We start from the raw sequence: 19,227 nt of genomic DNA, 5'->3' as shown, positions 1-19,227 counted from the left end.
TCTCCTGTTTAACGGCCGTAGAGCACGGCCAGCAGTTCCACTTTTTTCTGGTCTTTGAATACCGTTGCGACAGCGGCACAGCGGGCGTTCCCGCAGCGGCTGACAATTCGAATCTGGAAAAAGACGCTCTGGGTTGTCAGATACGGTGCCGCGGAGCGCAGGTTCGAAGTTTCTTCCGGAACCAGTTCTTCCAGTTCCCGCAGGGTGCTGAACGGCTTGCTTTGTCGCTGTTCAATAACGGTCTTCGCCAGCTCTTCCGGTTTCTCGGCAACCATCATAAATGCCGCTTCGAGCACCTGACGGGGAGCTGTGTTGATATTTACTTCCTGAGAGCCCCACAGGGCCAGATACCGCAGGGGAGATTCATTTCGCAGGCCGCTGTCAATCCGGCTGCGAGCCAGGCCTTCCAGGTCCAGCAGGGAACTGTGAAACAGTTTGCCGAAATCCGCCGCGTGTGCGATGGCCGGCCGCAGAACATCTGTGCTCTGAGCAGCCGGTTGGTTTTGCGTCGGCTGTGCATTCGGCTGGGTCGGCTGGCCCGGCAAACGTCGAGTTGTCCGGAAAGTGGTGCCGCCCGGAGCGGGTGCAGCGGTCTGCTGAGCTGCGGCGGCTGTGCGGGATTTGATCAGGATTGGCTGCGGGTCTATCACAAAGGTTTTCTGTTCCTGAATCAGAGCACATTCTTTGTGAAGCCCTTCGATTTCCTCCGGCGTCATCGACATCCATTCACAAAACGTAGTCAGGGCCGCCTTGGCGGCTTTGTTGGCGGAGACGGCCCAGCCCAGCGGCATTTTGGCGTTTTCATCTTCAATCTCGATGGTGACTTCCGCCTCTCCGAAGGTTAATTCGATGGGCTTGGACACCAGGGGCCAGGGAGGCCCGTACGGTCCAGGCACGACCAGTTTGAGCGGGTCAATCGGTTTCGGCTCTTCTTCAGCAGGAGTTTCTTCGGAGGCGTTCGGGTCTGTCATTCGCTGCACGAAAGCGGACAGGATTTCCGACAGCGACAAGTCGGTCTGTTGCGGTTCGGATTCTTCTTCCGTTAGGCCGGACAAATCCAGAACCTGCTGGAGTTTCTCCTCGTCTGCTACATCCAGCCAGGCCTGAAGATATGCGGCGTAGTCCTCCTGGGACAGCCAGAACAAATCGGAAAAATCCGGCAGCCCCTCGCGGGATGCAAGGCGGTACTGCTGCTCCGGCATCACCGACAGGACATATTTTAAGGCCGAATCGCAGGCATAGCGTGCCCGCTGATAGTCGATCATATAATTCACGCGTCTTTTGGCGTGCTGAATATACAAACTCAGGGCGGTGGTCATGGCCGTCAGTACAACCAGAACCATCAGCACCACTACCAGTACAAGCCCGCGTGAATGCCTCATTTATCGCTCCTGGGTTTTCGGTTCCACTTGATTCGGCTCTTCCGGAACAGATTCTTCCGGCAGGAAATCATTTACGTCCAAAACTTTCGGGCGAAACCGATAGGCAATTGCACGAATCCGGTCAATTGCAACCGTTCGCTGGAGGATTTTCTCTTCGGGTACATACCATTTGCCGTCGGGCCCTTCTTCCATCGGTGCGAAAGACACACTTATCCGGAGCCCTTTCGGAAGTTCCGTTTTTGACCAAACGGCGGCGGCCTGTTCATTGTCCAGGGCTTCCACCTTAAAATAAGTCAGCCCGGAGACGGTCGGAACGAAAAGGGTCTGTTCCTCCAGACTCTTATTCTCGTCGAGGACTTTGTCCTCCACATTGAGCCCTCCATGCATTCGATACAGAATCAAACCCCCTTCATCCATATCATAGGCCGTCTGCCAAATAACACGCTCATAAATCCGCGGCTGAGGGGGCTGGCCGCTGTAGAATTTCGATTCGAGCGTCAGTTGGGCGGAGGCGAAACCGTTGTCAATTTTGTTGCGGACCTGTACTGCGGCATCAAAGCCCGGGGCGGCAATGCGGTCGATGTCTTCGGCAATTCGCTGAAGGACCTCCTCGGCCAGACGGGTTTCGTCAAGTTTGCCTGTCAGGGCGGATGCATCCGCCCGCAGACGCTGGTAGACTCCCAGAACGCCGATGAGAATCATCGCCGCCAGGGCGACTACAACCAGCATTTCCACCAGCGAAAATCCGCCGGTCGGACCAAGATGTTTTGGGACGATTCGTTTCATTTTCAGTTGCAGCAGCAGCCGGTCAGTTGGCAGATAAGCGGTTTCAGCGACGGATCAATTTTGCTGCAGTCAAACGGACAGTCCGGTTCTTCCGGAAGAGAGGGCTCGGATGCGGTCTCTTCCTCGGGTTTCTGCGGAGATTCGGGCTCATCAGACGGTTCGGCCGGCGAATCCGGGGAGGTTTCCTCCGGAATTTCCGAGGGACTCCCGCCCCGACTGGGCAGCAGTTGAGGGTTGTCCTGCAGATACCGGATACAGTCATTCAGCCGGTCAAAGTTTACTCCCAGTTTCTGAAGAAATTCAGACTTGTCATTCTCGAGCGTTTCCACCAATTGGTCATATTCTTTGCTGAGGCCGTTTTCAATCAGATAGGCGACCTTCTGCCGCCGCTGGCGCTGAAGAAGATTTTCATAGGCGGCCGCATCCAGTCCGGCCTGCTCCAGACAGACTTTTGTCATTTCCTCGAGAGCTTTTTCTTCTTCTCCATACAGTTCGTCCAGAATCTTTTCTTCCAGCTCCTGCTGGGCCAAAATCTGCTTGACCTGTTCGGCGGACAAACCGGTCAGCCACTGTTCCAGCTCCACCGCCTGTTCCTGGTCGTCGCGGTCGCGGTAAAAGGCGCTGCTGACGGCCCGTATCCACATTCGGTTGCTGATGGGTTCATAAAAGGGCTCCACCCGCCGTTCCCAGCGGATTTCCGGATATCGTTCGCTGTAGCCGGTTTCCATCTGATCGCTGACGGCGGATGCGGTCAGGAGAGATTCGAGATTTTCCCGGGCCGTCTCAAAAGCCCTGCGGCGCTCAATAATTTCCATCGAAGCTCCGACGGCCTGGTTCATAACGACCAGAACAGAGGCCAGGAGCCCGACCAGAATCGCCAGAGAGGCGGCAATCTCGACGAGCGTAAAACCGCTGCGGCGAACAGATTGTTTAAAATCGCATTTCATCGGGTTTTTGAGGCAGCAGGATGGGAACATCGCCTTCCACAAGCCGGACCGGCTGAACCATCCGCGAGATTAGTATGCTCCAGGGATTGCCGTCTCCATCGCGGATAACCACCTTGCCGCCGTACTGCCAGCCGGAACGGCCCGCATAAAATCGGGCTTCTGTGACATTTTCTTTGTCGCGTGTGTCTTCCAAATCATCATACAGGACATAGTCCAGCTGAAACCGGTCTGTAAAGTATCCGGTGTGAATGACGGCCTCCTCCTCCGGAATGGTCTGCAAATCCAGCGAGGCAAACTGCCGGAGCACATATTTTTGTTCCACAAAATCCAGAATTACTGCGTAGCGGCGGTCGCTTTGAGCGGAGGCCTCCTGGGCCATCTGGAACAGGTTAACCAGCTCCTGGGCCTGATGCTGAAATTGTCGGCCGCCCCACAGGGCGCTGTAGCTGATAACGCCCAGCGACAGCAGGAAGGCCAGCAGCCCCACCACAATCAGCACCTCCAGAAGCACATATCCGAAGTGCTTATTCCACATCGGTGCTGTACAGATCCGCATCATATCCTTCGCCGCCCTCTTTGCCGTCGGCCCCGTAACTGATGATGACAAAGGGCTTTCCGCTTTCCGGATTCAGGACATACACCAGTTCATTCTTCCAGGCATCTTTGGGAATATCTGTGGTTTCCAGATACCCGGTCCAGCCGGTGACGTCCGAGGGCTGCTCAATCAGAGCCCGCAGCCCCTCTTCTTCTGTGGGGTAGCGGCCGGTGTCCAGCTTGAACATATTGACCGCCGCGTGCAGCTCCTTCAGGGTGGCTTTGGTGGTTGTTACGCGCGCCTTGTCCGTCATTCCGATGAAGTTTTTGGCGGCGATTCCCATCAGCAGTGCCAGAATCAGCACCACGGCCATAATTTCCACCAGCGTAAATCCTTTTGTCCGTCTATTTGTGTGTTTCATAGCAGCCTCCGTTTGCCTTAAAATTGCGTAACAGAGAATTTGATAATCGGAACCATTGTCGCATAGGCAATCAGACCGATCAAACCAGCCATAAAGAGTATGATAATCGGCTCAACGAACTTGCTGAGCCGCTCAATAACTACATCCGACTCGGCCTCCAGATTCTGGCTGATCATCCGGAGCATTTGTTCGAGTTCTCCGCTCTTTTCGCCGACGGTAATCATATGAGCAATCGACGGGCTGATAACCCCGCTGTCCCGAAGCGGTGTGGCGATGTCGGAGCCGGACAGAATCCGCTCGCGGGCCTGGCGGACGGCTTCGGCCATCACGGCATTGCCGGTCACCTGGGCAACGACCCGCAGCGATTCAGCCATCGACATTCCGGAGCTCAGCAGCGTAGCCAGTGTAGAGGCAAACCGTGAAACAATCCGCTGCTTAATCAGCGGGCCGAACCCCGGCAGGGCCAGCAGGAAGCGGTCGCGCAGCGCCGTTCCGCGCTCCGTTCGGACCGCCCGCTTGTACAGCCAGCTCAGTCCAAACAGCACTCCCAGAATCACAAAAGCCCAGGCGCTGGTCAGCAGGTCGGAAATCTTCATCAGGGCCCGCGTTGTCAGCGGCAAGGTCTGGCCGACCTTGACCAGCTCATTGGTAATCAGCGGCAGGAAGAAAATCATAATAATCAGCACCACCACCACGGAAAGGGTCAGCAGAATGGCCGGATACATCATCGCGGTTGTCATCTTTTCTTCCAGCTGCCGCTGCTTTTCGAGCATATTGGACATCGTGGTTAAGCTGTCTTCCAGCGTGCCGGTGACCTCGCCGACCCGCATCATGCTCACATAAATCAGGTCAAAATACGCCTCGTATTCGCTCAGGGCCTCGGCAAAGGACTCACCCGTCACGACACGGTCGCGCACATCCGTAATGGCATTCTTTAATTGCGGGTCCGGAATCTGCTGAATCAGCACCGACAGCGCATCGGTCAGCTTGATGCCCGCCCGCAGCATCGTCGCCAGTTCTTTCGTGAACGCCGCCACGGTCTTTTTCTTGTTGCCGAAAACGGAGTGAAACGACCGGCCGGCGGTCTCAGCGGTAATCTGCGTGACCTCCGTCGGATGCAGGCCCTTGCTGCGCAGCATCTTGCGGGCGGCAAAGGCGCTCTCGGCGGAAATCACGCCTTTTTCCGTCTTCTGACCGCTTCCAATCGCTGTATAACTGAATCTCGGCACTGGACTGTCCTGATGCTCTTCTGGAACCACGGATTTCACGGATTTTTTAATTGTATCTGTGTAATCCGTGGTTTCTTTATTCTTTTACATGCTGTCGGACTGGGTGACCCGCAGGACTTCGGCGATGGTGGTAATGCCTGCCAGCACCTTGCGGGCGCCGTCCATCCGCAGCGTCTTCATTCCGTATTCGAGGGCCTTTTTCTTAATCGCCCCGGCCGTCTCGCATCGGTAAATCATTTCCCGAATCTCATCGTTGACAATCATCAGTTCATAAATTCCCGTTCGCCCGCGGTAGCCCGTATCGAAGCACTTGCTGCAGCCGCGTCCGGTGTAGAAGAACTCGCCGGCGGGCATGTCCGTCAGGCCCAGCTCGCGCTGCTCCTGTGCGTTCGGGTGATAGACGGTTTTGCAGTCCGGACAAATCTTCCGCACCAGGCGCTGGGCCAGTACGCAAATCAGGGACGAGCTGACCAGATAGGGCTCGACGCCGAAATCCAGCAGTCGGCTGACCGCGCCGGCGGCATCGTTGGTGTGCAGCGTGCTGAACACCAGGTGCCCGGTGAGCGAGGACTGAATCGCCATCGCCGCCGTCTCCCGGTCGCGCACCTCGCCGACCATAATCACATCCGGGTCCTGACGCAGGATATGCCGCAGGGCGTTTACGAAGGTCATCCCCTTCTTGGCGGACACCTGCATCTGGCTGATGCCCTCCAGCTGGTACTCGATGGGGTCCTCGACGGTCATGACGTTTTTCTCGACGGCGTTGATGCGGTTCAGGCACGCATACAGGGTGGTGCTTTTGCCGCTGCCGGTCGGTCCGGTTACAAAAATCACGCCGTGCGTGCGGGTAATCATCCGGTCGAAGGCCTCTTTGTCCTCTTTCCAGAGCCCCAGCTCCTCCAGCGTCAGCAGTCCGGTGCTTTTGTCGAGGATTCGCAGGACCGCCCGCTCGCCGTAGCTGGTCGGCACCGTGCTGACGCGCAGGTCGATTTCCCGCTGGCCGATGCGCACGCTTGTGCGTCCGTCCTGCGGCATCCGCCGCTCGGCGATGTCCATGCCGGCCATCACCTTGATGCGCGAAATCACCAGCGAGAGCACATTGCGGTTGAGCGTGAGCGTGTCGTACAGGATGCCGTCGATGCGGTAGCGAATCTGGATTTTGTTCTCGTAGGGATGCACATGGATGTCGCTGGCCCGCATCTGGAGGGCCCGAAAGAGGATGTCGTTGACCAGCCGGATGACCGGCGGGCGGTTGACCACATCCAGCAGGTCGTCGCTGCTCTGGGCCTCATCGACCAGCTGGTCCAGATTCTGCGAATCCAGTTCCTCGGCGACCTCTTCGATGACCGTATTTTTCTGTTCATAGGCCACGTCGATGGCCGCTGTGATGGCCGCCCGGGAGCTGACCACCATCTCGGCGGGCTTGTGCAGTTTGCGGGCGATGTTGTCCACCACCAGCGGATTCATCGGGTTGGCGACGGCGATGGTAATCACATCCTCCTGACCGTTGCGGTAAAAGCCGATCAGGTAGTGGTGCTGGGCGTACGGCGCCGGAACGGCCTCGATGAACGCCGCCGGCACGGTCGATGCGTCGATTTCCTCCACATACTCCAGCCCGAGCGTCTCGGCCAGAAGCCGCAGAACGGCCTCTTCCGTAAACTGGGGGGCTGACAGCAGAATCTCGTCGATGCGGCGCGCATCGTCGGCGTGCTCGGCCAGGTACTGTTCCAAGGCCTCCGGCTTGATAATCCCGGTCCGTCGGGCCGTCTCGATTAATAATTCTTTCATGTTTTTATTTCATTTCTTTTTACAGCCGTGCTTTTACTGGCCGGCTTTGTTCTTCCGGCTGCATTTGCCATTTTCACATCCGGCTGTCCTTTGTTTGTTCTCAGCCGTCCTTGCCGCTGTCCTTCCCGCTGCCCCTGTCCTTCCCTTTGTCCCTGTCATTCCCGCGCAGGCGGGAACCCATTCCTCCCTGTCCCCGCACCTTTTCTTTCACACCCTTTCAAACAAATCATCCCACGCGGGATTCTTTTCTTCAATCAGTCGGATCTTCCAGTCACGATTCCATTTTTTCAGCCGTTTTTCTCGCACAATGGCGTCCCGGATATTTCGAAAAGTCTCAAAATAAACCAACCGTTTCACTCCGTATTTTTGTGTAAACCCCTCTACTTTTTCCGTTTTATGTTGAAAAACGCGATTTTTCAGATTGTTTGTAACGCCGATATACAAGGTGCCGTTTCGCTGACTGGCCAGGATATAGACATAATACGTCATGTCTGGACTCCCGCCTTCGCGGGAGTGACAGGTTGCTTCGCCCCTGGTGCCGTTCTCGCACCTTGCTGTCCTTCCCTTGTCTTGTCGTTCCTTTCAGTCAATCTTTTTTCCTGTCTGCGTTCTTCCCGTTGTCTCTGTCATTCCGCTGTCTCTGTCATTCCCGCGCAGGCGGGAATCCATTCCTCCTGTCCCCGCGACCTGTCCTCCTTCCCACTGCCTCTGTTCTTCCCACAGCTTTTCGTCCTTGTTGTCTCTGTCATTCTTGTTATCCCTGCCCTTCCCATTATCCCTGTCGTTCCCTTTGTCTCTGTCGTTCCCGCGCAGGCGGGAATCCATTCCTCCTGTCCCCGCGTCCTGTCCTTCAAAGCTTTTAGCGAAGAAGGAAGGCGGCAATCTATTCTTGTTCTCCAAACTCGACCTTTCTCTGCCGGTTTAATACAGTTGTTCTTCCTCGCTGGTCTGGATTTCATCTTCTTCGAGCACCCGTTCCGGCTCCATCGGTTTTGGCTCAATCCCCGGCCAGTCCTGAGCCCGTTGGAACTGCCGCTCTTCCTCTTCAAACGCCCGCCGGTTCCGCCCGGATACCCGCCGCATATCATCCATTCCGCCGCGGTCGCCGGGGCGAATAATGTTGGCCTTCACGAACACGTAAAGCTTGCCCTGCTGGCCGGAATCATCTACGCCGCGAAATAGACCGCCTACAATCGGCAAATCCCCAATGAGGGGCATTTTTGACGTGCCTTTAGACTGTTTGATTGTTTCCAGGCCGCCTAAAATAATGGTGGTGCCGTCCGGGACTGTGGCGACCGTGTTGACATCCGTGGAAAGCAAATCCGGCGGCCGCGGATAGGTTTCTCCGGCAACAGTAACATCTTTTCCGCGCGAGAAATCAAAGTCCTTGCGGTTCAGACTGATTTCCAGCCGAAGCATATTCCCTTTGCTGATGTGAGGTTTGATTTTCAGGGTGATTCCGGAGGAATAATCTGCGAAACTCACGTCAGTTGTGGTGTAGGAAGGTGAAGTTCCGGTGGCCGGCTGAACAATGCTCTTCTGCTGAGCAATGGAGGTTTGATTTTCCGTTTTGATTTCTCCTTCCTGATTGTCATTAACTAAGATTTTCGGCCGGGCCATGATGCGCCCGTATCCTTTGGTTTGAATCGCGGTCAGCAGCCCCTGCACATGGGCGCTGTTGTAAAACGCTTTGAAAACATCTTTTTCAGCTGATGTTGTGACTCTCGCGTCGGCATAGCGGTCGCTTGTGAACGAATCCAGTTGGCCGATTAAAGCTCCGCTGCCCGTGCCTGAACGCAAATCTGTTTCGCTGTAAGTTTTCGAGATAATATCGAGGTCGTATTCAAATTTTTCGTTCTTAGTAATCTCTACCAGTGTGCAGTCCAGCAGGACCTGCGGGCGGTACTGGTCCAGTTCGCGAATCAGGTCGCCGACCCATTGCTGATTTTTCTTGTTGGCATACACAATCAGTGAATAGGTCTTAGGGTCGGGAATAATCCGAATGCGTTCTTCTTCCTTGGTTGGCAGAGGAGCCGTCGTTGGGGTCGGAGCGGTCTGTATCTTGGCATCCGGCGAGGACTTCTGGGCCTGCTGCTGCATCGTTTCCTGTATCAGTTCATTAAGCACCTCTGCCAGCTCTTCCGGGTCCTGATTTTCCAGCGGATAGACCACATACGGCGTCGAAACCCGCTCGAGTGTGCGGTCCACGTGGGCGATAACCAGCGAGATGGCCTCGTGCTGTCGCGGTGTCGCGTGCACCAGCAGCGAGTTGGTCGATTCGAGAATCGCAATCTGCGGCTGAGCCGCCGCCAGCTCCGTCACGGTTTCGCCTTCGATGGTCGGCAGGGCCAGAGCCGTCGGCATCTCCGGCTGGGCGGGCTGCATCATCTGCCCGGCGGTTTGGCGTGTGCCGGCGGCGGTGCTGCGGGTTTGACTGCGGCTCTCTTCGCTCTTGCCCGGCGCAATAATCCCCAAATCCTCCAGCGTCTTAACGACGGAGAGGGCATCAACATTCTGAATCTCATATTCCTGAATCGTCCGCTGGTCCTTCTGCTTGACATCCACATGGGAAATCACCAGTTCAATCGCCTCGTGCTGATCTTTGGTCGCATTGACCAGCAGCGAGTTGGTATTGGGCCGAATCGAAATGTACGGCTGGTCTTCTCCGCCTGCTGCGGTTGCGGGAGCAGCGGTCGGCTGAACGGTCTGAACCGGCTGACCGGGCTGGGTTGTGCGGGCCAGTGTCGGCCGTGTCGCTGCCGTCTGGCGGGAGGCAGTCTGGGTTCCGACGCTCACGTTGGCAAGCCCCAGTTCATTCAGAGCTGTCACGACCTCCGCCGCCTCTACATGCTGGATAAAGTATTCACGCACATATCGCAGGTAGTACTTGGGCACATCCAGCGTGTCAATCAGCTCCTGAATGGTCTGAATCTGGGCGGCATACCCAATCATCAGAATCCGGTTGGTCCGTTCATCGGTGTCCAGGAATACAGTGTCCTGGGTAGGCGCTGTCGGAGCTGCGGCGGCCGGCTGAGGCGTCGGCTGCGGACGGGTTGCAATGACCCGCCCCTGCGCATCCCGCTGGACAACCGGAGCGGCGGAGCGGGCGGCCGCTCCCTCTTCCGAGCTGGGGGCGGAGGCCACCGAAATGCCGCTCATCTGGGCTGTCAGCGTCTTCAGTTTGTTGAGAATGTCCGCCGCCGAAGTATACTGCAGCTGACGGTAGGCAAAACGCCTCGGCTCTCCCGCCACGTCCACCAGCGCAATCACCTGATTGATGCGGTCCATTCGGTAGGAGTAATCCGTTACAATCAGCGTGTTGGTTTCGTTGACCGGTACAAAGGAGGTTCCCAGCTGCAGGTCTGTAAGCATCTTCTGGGCCGCCGCCGGTGAAATGTGTTTCAGTTGGAAAACACTGCTGACAATCACATCTCCCGGAACAATCGGTTCATCCGGCGAGATAATCACCGGGTCGGCCTGTTTGATTTGGCTGGCCGGAACAATGGTAACCAGATTGCCTCGCCGGGTCATTACGAAACCCTTGAACCGCATAACCGACTCGAGCAGCGCGTAGGTGTCTTTGACCTTGATTTTTCCATCGTGAATCTTCAGCTGCACATCGCCGCGCACCTGAGTCGGGTCATACATATAGTTGAGCCCCAGCTGCTTGCCGACCAGTTCAATCAGCTGGGTGATTTCCACCTTTTCCGGCAGGGTAATCGTCAGCTCCAGCTCCTTCTCCCCTTCCGGAATCACCGGTTCCGGCAGGGCTGGTGCGGTTTGCACTTTCCTTTCCTGCTCCTTGCTTCGTTCCGCCAGCAGCGCCTTCAATTCAGCAATCTGCTGCTCCTGCCGAGACAACTGCTCCTCCAGGCGCGCCAGCAGAGAGGTTGGGATATTCTGCGGCTGCGGTTCTGCAGCGGGCGTTTTTTCTGCGGCTGTTTCGGGCTGATTCGGTTCTTCTGCGGCGGCGGTCTCCTCCGTTTCCGCACGCCGGCGAAGCGCTTCAATCACATCCAGCAGGGCCTGTTCTTCCTCGCCCTGGTCTTGGGCGGTTTGCTTTTCTGCTTCAATTTCTTTCTGAAGCTGTTCGGCTTTCTCCTGAGCGGCTGTCAGGGCCTTCATCAGTTCCTGGCTGAAGAAATCCTCTTCCTGAGGTGCGGCGGACTGATTGGGTTCAGCCGCAGATGCCGGCGCGGTTGGCTGGGGTGGTGTTTCAGCGGAGGGCTCCGATGGAGCCGCCGCAGCAGGTTCGGTTTGGGGCTGATTCGGTTCTTGTGCCGCCGAAGTGGTCGGGACGGTCTGCGGGGCGGAAGCGGGCGCAGGGGTTGTCTCTGCAGACGGTGCAGGCGCAGCGGTCGGCTTCGGCTGGTGTTTGGCAATCCATTGATTGATAATCTGTTCGAGCTGTCCAATCATCGCCTCACTTCCGACGGCCAGCAGCCCCCCTTTGTATTCGTCCAGAAGCAGAGGGTCCGATGCGTTGCTGGCCGGCGGGTCCAGCAGGGTTCCTGCCTGAAGCTCTGACAGTTTCATCTGTTCAAACAGATATTCCGTACTCGGAAGACCGGCATCTGTCGGCTGCCACTGCTTGAGGATGCGCACACTTGCATGGTCGAGCATCTGAAGAAGACTCGAGGCCCGTATCAAGTCGTCCGACTGGTCGCTGGTTACGATGAGAATCTTGTCGGAAAGGGCGTCCACACGCCGGCCGATTCCCAGTTGGAGCAGGGTTGCTTTGATTTCTTCCGCTGTGCGGTGATTCGTCCGATACAGGCGGCTGCGCTCCACCCCCGAACGGGACGGTTCGCCGGCCGGGCAGATTTGTTCGTACGAGAGAAACCAGATAGCCAATAAGCCGATAACCAGTCGCCGATTTGTTTGGCTTGCCGGTCGTCCGCAACGGTTCGAGTGCATATCTTGCTCCAATCAGTTTGCTGTCAAAATGCACAGGGAAAGGTCAATCGCTCCCCGCGATGCCTTTCCGAAACTATCCTGTATTTATCTATTTATCGGTTATGGGCGCCTGCCCATACTACTTTTCCGTCTTCTTTCAGGACTTTTTCTCACAGAAATTCTCTATCTATTCAGACCATCGGGCTGTATTCGGGTTCCCTGAAAAGACAGGAAAATCGCTCGATGGGTTTTATCGGATAAAAGAGGGGCGGATTCAACGGATTATTCGATTTTCTCGGAACTTTCTGATTTCTCAGTGCTTTCCTGACGGGGACCTTCCTCCGACGGTGACGGTTCGGCTTTCTCTTCTTTTTCGGCGGATTCTTCAGAGGGTTGTTCCGCGGGCTTTTTGGCTTGAGCCGACTGAACAGCCGCCTCCTTTTCTTTGGCCAGCACCTTCAGCAGCTCCTGCCAGGCCTGCTGCTCGGCCTGACGTTCTTCTTCCGTTTGCCCCTCCTGAGAGCTCTGTCTCATAATATTTTCAATAGCAGATATGCTTTCATCGATGGACCGAATCTGCTCTTCGGGGCTCATTTCAACGGCAGGCAATTCTTCTGTTGTTCGCAGGGTGGTAGTAATCCGAGGAGATACAGAAGTCGGCTGCGGTCGAGGGGTGCGGGAAATCTGGGTGCGGGAAGGAACGGACTTCCCTTCGGCGGAGACGGCAGACGGGCCGGCTTCAGTCCCTTCGCCCGATTCTTCCGAGACACCGGAAGAACCCACAGATGTAGGCCTTGTTGGAGCAGAAGATGCGATTTGTTCATCCGATTTCAGCAGGGATTTTGTCGGCGGAGCGGCCGGCATAAAGAGTTCGGAGTTAAACTTGCCGCCCTGATAAAGCACAATCGAACCGTCCTTGATTTCCTGAATAACCAGATGGCCGACCTGTTCACCCTGCCGATACCATTTGTATTCGTTCTGGACATTCTGAAGCAGAGCCATCGACTTTTCCGGATGGTCCGGATAGCGGGCTGTGGCAATCAGAGTGAACTTGGCACTCAGTGTGGGCTGCTTGTGCTCCGGAGGTTTGGGCAGTTGCGGCGGTTTGACCTCCGGCGGCTTGGGAGGTTCAATGGGCTTGGGGGGCGGCGGCGGAGGCGGCGGGTCGATCCGTACGGCAAAGGCCTTAGCGGCCTGCTCCAGCGGAGACACGGCATCGGACTTGGCGGCGGGTGCTGTCTGGCTTTTCTTGCGAAACTGTTCAACCACTCCTTCTTTGGCCAGAAAGGCCTCGATGTCCGGGTCGCCCCGAAAGCCGAGGATTGCCACCGCCGCCAGAACGAGGACGGCACATATCACAGCTGCCAGACTGGCGATACGCAGTGCTTTGAGCATAGTCAGCCGCCTTTACCTGCCGAAAAACACGAAAACACTCTTGTTCTGTCAATTTAGACAATCTGTCCTGCCGGCGGTTCCTTGGATAAACCGCTTGGGTGCGACGGAAAGAGGTATAAAAAGGTCTTTAATTCTTAAACCAGCCGCTGATGCGGATTTCCACTTCTTGGGAATTGTCGAATTGAATCGTCAATTCGTCGGAAAAGTACCGCCGAGTGGCTGTTTCCCGTTCCGGCATCGTAATCTCTATCGTCAAGGTCAGCGCGTTATCTTTGATTTCCTGCTTGACAATCTTCATCAGGCCGGCACGGGAAGCGGACTTGGCAATCTTGAGCGAATCGCCGTAATGGCTGGTAATGACGACCTCTTTTTGCTCTTTCTGGCCGGGCTTGACGTTCTGGAGGATAATCCGGGGCCGGTTGATTTCGTATCGCGGAAGGGCACTATATCGGACCATCTGGATGCCGCCCTGCGGATGGTCCACCTCGAAGGTCATTACGCCGGTTGGATTTTTGGACAATACATCCAGATTGACCTGGGGAGTCAGGGTAAACTCTGTTGCGGCGGCATTCGGGTCAAACACACAGGTAAAGGCATCCGCCTGCGAGGTGAATTTGGTGATGCGGAAGGGTTTGCCGTCTGTGCTTTTAATCTTGATAGGCCCCAGACCGGCGTTGGGCTTGTTGAGCATCAAGGACACTTCCGTCGGTTCGGTCTGGACGTTTACCTGCACCACCGCGCGTAACTCCAGCTGGGCACGGTCGTTGGAAGGATCGTTGCTGACAATATACAGCTGCTTTTTGGTTTCTCCGCTGGTGGTCGGGGCGTGGAATTTTACCTCGATTGTTCCGGACTCGCCGGGTTCATAATCTTTCTTGTCTAACTGGGGGACGCTGCAGCCGCATGTACTCTGGACATGGTCAATCTTTAATGTTTTGTTTCCGATGTTCTTAAAGGTAAAGGTGCAGGTATGATAGGTCCCCGGTCCAATCTCGCCGAAATCGTGGAATTCCTTGGTGACGAGGATTTTTGGGCCGTCGATGGATTTCTTGTCTTCCTTCTTGGGTTCTTTTGTTTCAGCGGGCTTAGCCGGTCCGGCGGGCGCAGGTCCCGGGCTGGGGGTTGCAGCGGGGGTTTCCTGTTTTACCGAAGTCTTGCCCGCATCGGCCTGGCCGGCCATGCTTTCATTGCAGCCGAAAATCAAAGCAATTCCGAGAATAAAAACAAAAAAGAATCCAAAGAGTCCTCTTTTCATATCACTACCTTTCCGTTGCTGGATAGACAGGTTTTTTTACCCTTTTGACTTTTACGGCTAAGAAAGACTGCAAGTTTAGCACAACCTCGGAGATTTCGGCAAGTCCCTTTTTGAGGAGGGCAGTTGCAGCGGACGGAAAAACTTTTTAACCACAGATTGCGCAGATTTCACAGATTTGAAAAAAAGCGAAGAAGGAAAACAAATGAATTTAGAAGATACCTGATGACTGATAACTGCTCACTGATGACTGATAACTGGCAGCTGGACACTGTCCGCCGGAAGATAGCCCCGCCCGCAAGGGCGGGGAAAAAGAGAACAAAAATATTATCTCCTTTCCCCGGGCTTACGCCCGGGGCTATTGTGGACCGGGTTTTGGGAGCAAATTCGGAATTAAAATAAAGGAAGGGTGAAGAAAGAGCGAGCCCGAAAGCAATCCGCGTATTTTTTTGATGCTTGGTTTTTTCGTTTCGAATTTCAGATTTTTCTGGCTGCCGGAAGCTTCTTAAAAAGATGGATTCTCGCCTTCTTTCTTCGCTGAAGCTACGGAGGACAGGCCGCCGGTCTGAGCTGTGTCTCGTCATGCACGCAAGTTTATTTCAGGGGGTTGTGTTTGATTTGGGCGAAGGAGCGCGGCAGGTCGGGGGGCGTGGGGTGGGTTTTTTCGGCGGCGATGAGGGTCATTCGGGCCGGGGTCGGTTCGGTCGGCAGGACATATTCGAACGTTTTGACCACGGAGGCGCCCATCTGGATGAGGGCCCCCTGCGCCCGCTTCAGTTCGTCCTCGATATTCGGCCCCTTCCAGGCCAGCAGGCGTCCGCCGGGCCGCACCAGCCCCAGCGACAGTTCCGCCGCAATAGACAAATCCGCCAGCGCCCGGGTCAGGGCCGCATCAAACTGCTCGCGAAAGCGCTTCTGATGGGCCAGCTCCTCCGCGCGTTCGGCCACCACCTCCACGTTCTTCAGCTCCAGCTCCGCAATCACTTTCCGCTGAAAGGCGGCCTTTTTGCCTGTGGCTTCCACCGAGACAAACCGCCAGTTCGGACGGGCGATCGCCAGCGGCAGCACAGGAAAACCGGCGCCGGAGCCGATGTCAATGCACTTGAGCGTCCGGCCTTCGGCGAATGGTTCGAGCACCTTCAGGGCCGCCAGCGAATCGAGGAAATGGCGGATGCGGACGGATTCGGAATCCGTGATGCGCGTCAAGTTGTGGATTTTGTTTTCGGCCAGCAGCCGTTCGGTCAGCCGCTCGAGGGTGCGGCTGTGCCGCTGCAGCAGGGCCTGCAAATCATCCAGAGACAGCAGTTCACTCATGGTTTACTCTTTCGCAGGGTGAGGGTGTAAACAGCCCGCCCCTCTTTGAGATATTTTCGTTCATAATTGGTGCCGGTCATCTCGCCTTCGCGGGCGCCGGCGGGCCGAACAAACGGCACTGTTTCGACACGCCCGTCGGTCTGGGCTTCCAGTGCGATCCGTCGGGCCTGTTCATAGTAATCGGCATGGTCGGTTGCAAAGTTAATCCATCCGCCCGGCTGCAGACAGCGAAGCATTTGAATGAGATTGTCGCGGCTGAAGAACCGCCGCTTGTGGTGCCGTCGCTTGGGCCAGGGGTCTGGAAAGTACAGATGGATCATTTCGATGGTTCCGTCGGCGACGTGCCGGCGGAGAAAATCGGCCGCATCCGTGCGAATCATCCGCACATTGGTCAGCCGGCGGCGGGCGATGCGGTCGACGGCCAGCCGGTAATATTCGGCGGACCATTCAATCCCCAAAAAGTCCGTCTGCGGAAACGCGGCGGCCTGATGCACCAGAAACGTCCCCTTGCCGGAGCCGATTTCAATATGCACCGGTGCCGTGCGGCCGAACAGCGCGGCCCAATCAACAGGCCCGTTCAGGGAGTCCGCCTCCAGAAGATACGCCGGATTTAAGACAATTTTCTTATGCATTTGGATTTTTTTGAAAATATTGCGGTTTTTATCGGCACCGTCTCGCCCGAAAAACCGATTTTGCCCGGAAAAACTAATAAAGTCAAGCCGCCGGCGGTTCGATACACCCAAAGGACCCGAACGGTTTGCCCTGCCCAGCGTACAAAGAGCAGGGTCGCCGGACAGAACCGACAGAAAGAAGGTCAGGTATGATACGGCCGGCATTGACATTGCGCAGACGGCGGATTCTCATTGACGTGGGAACGCAGCGCGATTTGTTCACCGCGGAGGGCAAGGCGTGCATCCGCAACCACCGCCGCATCCTGGCCAATATCCGACGCGTGATAGCCTGGGTGCGCAAGGAGCATATCCGCGTGATTTCGACGGTGCGCGTCTTCGAGAACGACGGCGTTCATCACGGCCCGTCGTATTGTCTGGCGGGCACGGAGGGGGCTCGAAAGATCCGCTATACGCATCTGGCCCGTTCGCTGGCGTATGCCTCCGACGGCTACACGGATTTTCCGCGGGATTTGTTTGAACGCTACGACCAGGTGATTCAGGAAATCCGCAGCGATGACCCGTTTGAGGAGCCGCGGGCCGACCGGATGCTCAGCGAAGTGAAGGCGACGGATTTTCTGGTTATCGGGGCGCCGATTGAAACATCGGTGAAGTTTCTGGTGCTGGGGCTTCTGCTGCGCCGGCGCAATGTGATTGTGCTGGCCGATGCCGTCGGCTCGTTTGAAAAGCACGCCGCGGAAATTGCGCTGCGTCAGATGCAGGCCAAGGGGGCGCGGCTGATTGACAGCAAATCGTTTGTCGGAAACACCCATCTCAAGAAGGTCGGGATTTGCTCCTGCGACCGCTGCCAGGGCCGCCTGGTTAAAGTGGCCGCCGATTCGGAGGCGCTGGATTAGAGATTTTCCAGCCGGCGCTGGCGGTCGTAATCCTGCAGGGCGGCAATCAATTCGTCCATATCCCCGAGCATGATTTTGTCCAGGCAGTACAGCGACAGGTTGATGCGGTGATCGGTCAGCCGGTTCTGGGGGAAGTTGTAGGTGCGGATGCGTTCGGAGCGGTCGCCGGAGCCGATCATGGATTTGCGGGCCTGCGAGCGTTCCTGATGGGCCTTCTGCTGGTAGTATTCGTACACACGGCTGCGGAGGACCCGCCAGGCCTTGGCGCGGTTTTTGTGCTGGCTTCGTTCATCGCGCATGCTCACGACGATGCCCGTCGGGATGTGTTCGAGGCGGATGGCGGTGGCGACTTTGTTGACGTTTTGTCCGCCCGGGCCGCCGGCACAGCTGACATGCTCAATCACATCATCCGGCTTGATGTCGATATCGACCTCTTCGGCCTCCGGCAGGACGGCGACGGTGGCGGCGGAGGTGTGGATGCGTCCCTGGGATTCGGTTTCGGGGACGCGCTGGACGCGGTGGCCGCCGCCTTCGTAGCCCAGATGGGCCCAGACGCCCGGGCCTTTGATGTTCATAATCAGCTCGCGAAAGCCGCCGCGGTCCGTGGGGGAAAAATCCATCAGTTCAACCTTCCAGCCCATTTTGTCGGCGTAGCGGTGGTACATATTGTACAGGTCGCGCACGAACAGGGCCGCCTCTTCGCCGCCGGTCCCCGCCCGCAGCTCCATAATGATGGAGCCGACGGCCGCATCGTCGGACATCACCAGAGCGTTTTTGATGTCCTCCAGCAGGGCGTCTTTCTTTTTTTCGAGCTCTTTGATTTCCGCTTCGGCCAGTTCGCGAAGGTCGCCGTCGGAGCCGGGCTCGTTCAGCAGGGCCGCGGCCTCCTCGATTTGCTTTTCCAGCCGGCGGTATTCGCGGAAGCGGCTGACAATCGGGGCCAGTTTGCCCTGCTCTTTGGTCAGGGGCACCAGGCGGGCCGGGTTGGAGGCCACCTGCGGGTCGGTAATCTGCTGCTCAATCTGACGGCAGCGCTCGTCCAGCTGCTCGAGCTTGCGGACAATCAGTTGATTTTGGGATTCCGCCATGGCCGTGTTTGAAAAATGCGGACAAAAAAATTACGCTGCCGCTCCTCGGTCGGTAAGACAGAGGTCAACAGCGTAAGAGGGTAATCGATTGAGCTACGCTTTGTCCTGCTTGTCTTTCTTCTTGAAGTACTCCTCGACGGAGCCGAACTTCTTCTGGAAGCGCTCAATGCGTCCGGCGGTGTCGACGTATTTCTGCTTGCCGGTGTAGAACGGATGGCACATGGAGCAGATTTCCGCATGGATTTCCTTGGCGGTGCTGCGGGTTTCAAAGGTGTTGCCGCAGCCGCACCGGACCTTGACTACGTGATATTCCGGATGAATGCCTTCTTTCATTTTTTTAACTCCCGATTTATGTCCATATCGAAAACACAGCATTTTAGCGGGAAAAAAAGAAAAAGCAAGAGGTTTTGGGGAAAGAAGTTGATTTTGCGGCCGACCGCCGGCGTCCTGCAAGCGGCATCGTTTCGCTCTTTTTTTGATGGAAGACGGATGACCGACGACGGATAACCGATTTTTTCCGTTTTTGGACTTGACAGGATGCTAACTCCTTCTACAATAGCCGTTTAGATGGATTCTTCGGGGGGAGAATCGATTACAGAAAATTTATAAGTTCTGGTCTTTCAAAAGTTTATAGAGATTTTGGTCTTTCGGAGGCCGACAAAAAAGTGT

Annotated in this window: 17 protein-coding genes; 1 reads left to right on the top strand and 16 read right to left on the bottom strand. The window is 56.3% G+C overall.

Annotated elements, in window-relative coordinates:
- Positions 1 to 8: 8 nt before the first annotated feature.
- The 14 genes from PKY88_08395 to trmB form a co-directional block, all read right to left on the bottom strand.
- Positions 9 to 1,382, bottom strand: coding sequence for a type II secretion system protein GspK (locus tag PKY88_08395; protein HOQ05216.1), 1,374 nt, complete (start codon positions 1,380 to 1,382; stop codon positions 9 to 11).
- A complete protein-coding gene (locus PKY88_08390; GenBank protein HOQ05215.1) occupies positions 1,383 to 2,168 on the bottom strand; it encodes a hypothetical protein in 786 nt (261 codons plus the stop codon). It abuts the gene before it with no gap.
- A 2-nt stretch (positions 2,169 to 2,170) separates the two neighbouring features.
- The gene (locus PKY88_08385) at positions 2,171 to 3,115 is read right to left on the bottom strand and encodes a type II secretion system protein (GenBank protein HOQ05214.1); all 945 of its coding nucleotides are present in this window, start codon (positions 3,113 to 3,115) and stop codon (positions 2,171 to 2,173) included.
- Positions 3,099 to 3,674, bottom strand: a complete 576-nt coding sequence (locus PKY88_08380) for a hypothetical protein (protein HOQ05213.1) — start codon at positions 3,672 to 3,674, stop codon at positions 3,099 to 3,101. The genes PKY88_08385 and PKY88_08380 overlap by 17 nt, the downstream gene beginning before the upstream one ends.
- Positions 3,640 to 4,071 (bottom strand): type II secretion system major pseudopilin GspG, encoded by a 432-nt coding sequence (gene gspG / locus PKY88_08375; protein ID HOQ05212.1) that lies wholly within the window; start codon positions 4,069 to 4,071, stop codon positions 3,640 to 3,642. Before gspG ends, PKY88_08380 begins: the two co-directional genes overlap by 35 nt.
- A gap of 17 nt (positions 4,072 to 4,088) precedes the next feature.
- Complete coding sequence (locus tag PKY88_08370; GenBank protein HOQ05211.1) at positions 4,089 to 5,300, bottom strand: type II secretion system F family protein; 1,212 nt, start codon at positions 5,298 to 5,300, stop codon at positions 4,089 to 4,091.
- 84 nt (positions 5,301 to 5,384) lie between these two features.
- Positions 5,385 to 7,088 carry a type II secretion system ATPase GspE gene (gene gspE / locus PKY88_08365; protein HOQ05210.1) on the bottom strand — a complete coding sequence of 568 codons (1,704 nt, stop codon included), beginning with the start codon at positions 7,086 to 7,088 and terminating at the stop codon, positions 5,385 to 5,387.
- Between the two features lie 207 nt (positions 7,089 to 7,295).
- Positions 7,296 to 7,577 carry a GIY-YIG nuclease family protein gene (locus tag PKY88_08360; GenBank protein ID HOQ05209.1) on the bottom strand — a complete coding sequence of 94 codons (282 nt, stop codon included), beginning with the start codon at positions 7,575 to 7,577 and terminating at the stop codon, positions 7,296 to 7,298.
- Between the two features lie 93 nt (positions 7,578 to 7,670).
- On the bottom strand, positions 7,671 to 7,988 hold the full coding sequence (locus PKY88_08355; protein HOQ05208.1) for a hypothetical protein: 318 nt from the start codon (positions 7,986 to 7,988) through the stop codon (positions 7,671 to 7,673).
- 21 nt (positions 7,989 to 8,009) lie between these two features.
- Positions 8,010 to 12,005 carry a secretin N-terminal domain-containing protein gene (locus tag PKY88_08350; protein ID HOQ05207.1) on the bottom strand — a complete coding sequence of 1,332 codons (3,996 nt, stop codon included), beginning with the start codon at positions 12,003 to 12,005 and terminating at the stop codon, positions 8,010 to 8,012.
- Between the two features lie 261 nt (positions 12,006 to 12,266).
- Positions 12,267 to 13,379: a hypothetical protein gene (locus PKY88_08345; GenBank protein ID HOQ05206.1), complete on the bottom strand. Its 1,113-nt coding sequence runs from the start codon at positions 13,377 to 13,379 to the stop codon at positions 12,267 to 12,269.
- A 127-nt stretch (positions 13,380 to 13,506) separates the two neighbouring features.
- A complete protein-coding gene (locus PKY88_08340; protein ID HOQ05205.1) occupies positions 13,507 to 14,634 on the bottom strand; it encodes a DUF1573 domain-containing protein in 1,128 nt (375 codons plus the stop codon).
- Positions 14,635 to 15,225: 591 nt separating this feature from the next.
- Positions 15,226 to 15,945: a 16S rRNA (guanine(527)-N(7))-methyltransferase RsmG gene (gene rsmG, locus PKY88_08335; protein HOQ05204.1), complete on the bottom strand. Its 720-nt coding sequence runs from the start codon at positions 15,943 to 15,945 to the stop codon at positions 15,226 to 15,228.
- Positions 15,942 to 16,781: a tRNA (guanosine(46)-N7)-methyltransferase TrmB gene (trmB, locus tag PKY88_08330; GenBank protein ID HOQ05203.1), complete on the bottom strand. Its 840-nt coding sequence runs from the start codon at positions 16,779 to 16,781 to the stop codon at positions 15,942 to 15,944. Before trmB ends, rsmG begins: the two co-directional genes overlap by 4 nt.
- Between trmB and PKY88_08325 the strand changes: the two genes are divergently transcribed.
- The gene (locus PKY88_08325; GenBank protein ID HOQ05202.1) at positions 16,766 to 17,470 is read left to right on the top strand and encodes an isochorismatase family protein; all 705 of its coding nucleotides are present in this window, start codon (positions 16,766 to 16,768) and stop codon (positions 17,468 to 17,470) included. The two genes, trmB and PKY88_08325, sit on opposite strands and share 16 nt — an antisense overlap.
- Here the strand turns inward: PKY88_08325 and prfA are convergent.
- Complete coding sequence (prfA, locus tag PKY88_08320) at positions 17,467 to 18,558, bottom strand: peptide chain release factor 1 (protein ID HOQ05201.1); 1,092 nt, start codon at positions 18,556 to 18,558, stop codon at positions 17,467 to 17,469. The genes PKY88_08325 and prfA overlap by 4 nt on opposite strands.
- 93 nt (positions 18,559 to 18,651) lie before the next feature.
- Positions 18,652 to 18,891 carry a 50S ribosomal protein L31 gene (gene rpmE, locus PKY88_08315; GenBank protein ID HOQ05200.1) on the bottom strand — a complete coding sequence of 80 codons (240 nt, stop codon included), beginning with the start codon at positions 18,889 to 18,891 and terminating at the stop codon, positions 18,652 to 18,654.
- Positions 18,892 to 19,227: the final 336 nt, after the last annotated feature.

The organism is Anaerohalosphaeraceae bacterium, from assembly GCA_035378985.1.
Taxonomy (GTDB): Bacteria; Planctomycetota; Phycisphaerae; order Sedimentisphaerales; family Anaerohalosphaeraceae; genus JAHDQI01.
This window is presented reverse-complemented; position numbering and strand designations above follow the sequence as displayed.

Bases quoted from the DNA above. Each gene is read 5' to 3' on its own strand.
- PKY88_08395 (HOQ05216.1), bottom strand. From the start codon at position 1,382: ATGAGGCATTCACGCGGGCTTGTACTGGTAGTGGTGCTGATGGTTCTG.
- PKY88_08390 (HOQ05215.1), bottom strand. From the start codon at position 2,168: ATGAAACGAATCGTCCCAAAACATCTTGGTCCGACCGGCGGATTTTCG.
- PKY88_08385 (HOQ05214.1), bottom strand. From the start codon at position 3,115: ATGAAATGCGATTTTAAACAATCTGTTCGCCGCAGCGGTTTTACGCTC.
- PKY88_08380 (HOQ05213.1), bottom strand. From the start codon at position 3,674: ATGATGCGGATCTGTACAGCACCGATGTGGAATAAGCACTTCGGATAT.
- gspG (HOQ05212.1), bottom strand. From the start codon at position 4,071: ATGAAACACACAAATAGACGGACAAAAGGATTTACGCTGGTGGAAATT.
- gspE (HOQ05210.1), bottom strand. From the start codon at position 7,088: ATGAAAGAATTATTAATCGAGACGGCCCGACGGACCGGGATTATCAAG.
- PKY88_08360 (HOQ05209.1), bottom strand. From the start codon at position 7,577: ATGACGTATTATGTCTATATCCTGGCCAGTCAGCGAAACGGCACCTTG.
- PKY88_08350 (HOQ05207.1), bottom strand. From the start codon at position 12,005: ATGCACTCGAACCGTTGCGGACGACCGGCAAGCCAAACAAATCGGCGA.
- PKY88_08345 (HOQ05206.1), bottom strand. From the start codon at position 13,379: ATGCTCAAAGCACTGCGTATCGCCAGTCTGGCAGCTGTGATATGTGCC.
- PKY88_08340 (HOQ05205.1), bottom strand. From the start codon at position 14,634: ATGAAAAGAGGACTCTTTGGATTCTTTTTTGTTTTTATTCTCGGAATT.
- rsmG (HOQ05204.1), bottom strand. From the start codon at position 15,945: ATGAGTGAACTGCTGTCTCTGGATGATTTGCAGGCCCTGCTGCAGCGG.
- PKY88_08325 (HOQ05202.1), top strand. From the start codon at position 16,766: ATGATACGGCCGGCATTGACATTGCGCAGACGGCGGATTCTCATTGAC.
- trmB (HOQ05203.1), bottom strand. From the start codon at position 16,781: ATGCCGGCCGTATCATACCTGACCTTCTTTCTGTCGGTTCTGTCCGGC.
- prfA (HOQ05201.1), bottom strand. From the start codon at position 18,558: ATGGCGGAATCCCAAAATCAACTGATTGTCCGCAAGCTCGAGCAGCTG.
- rpmE (HOQ05200.1), bottom strand. From the start codon at position 18,891: ATGAAAGAAGGCATTCATCCGGAATATCACGTAGTCAAGGTCCGGTGC.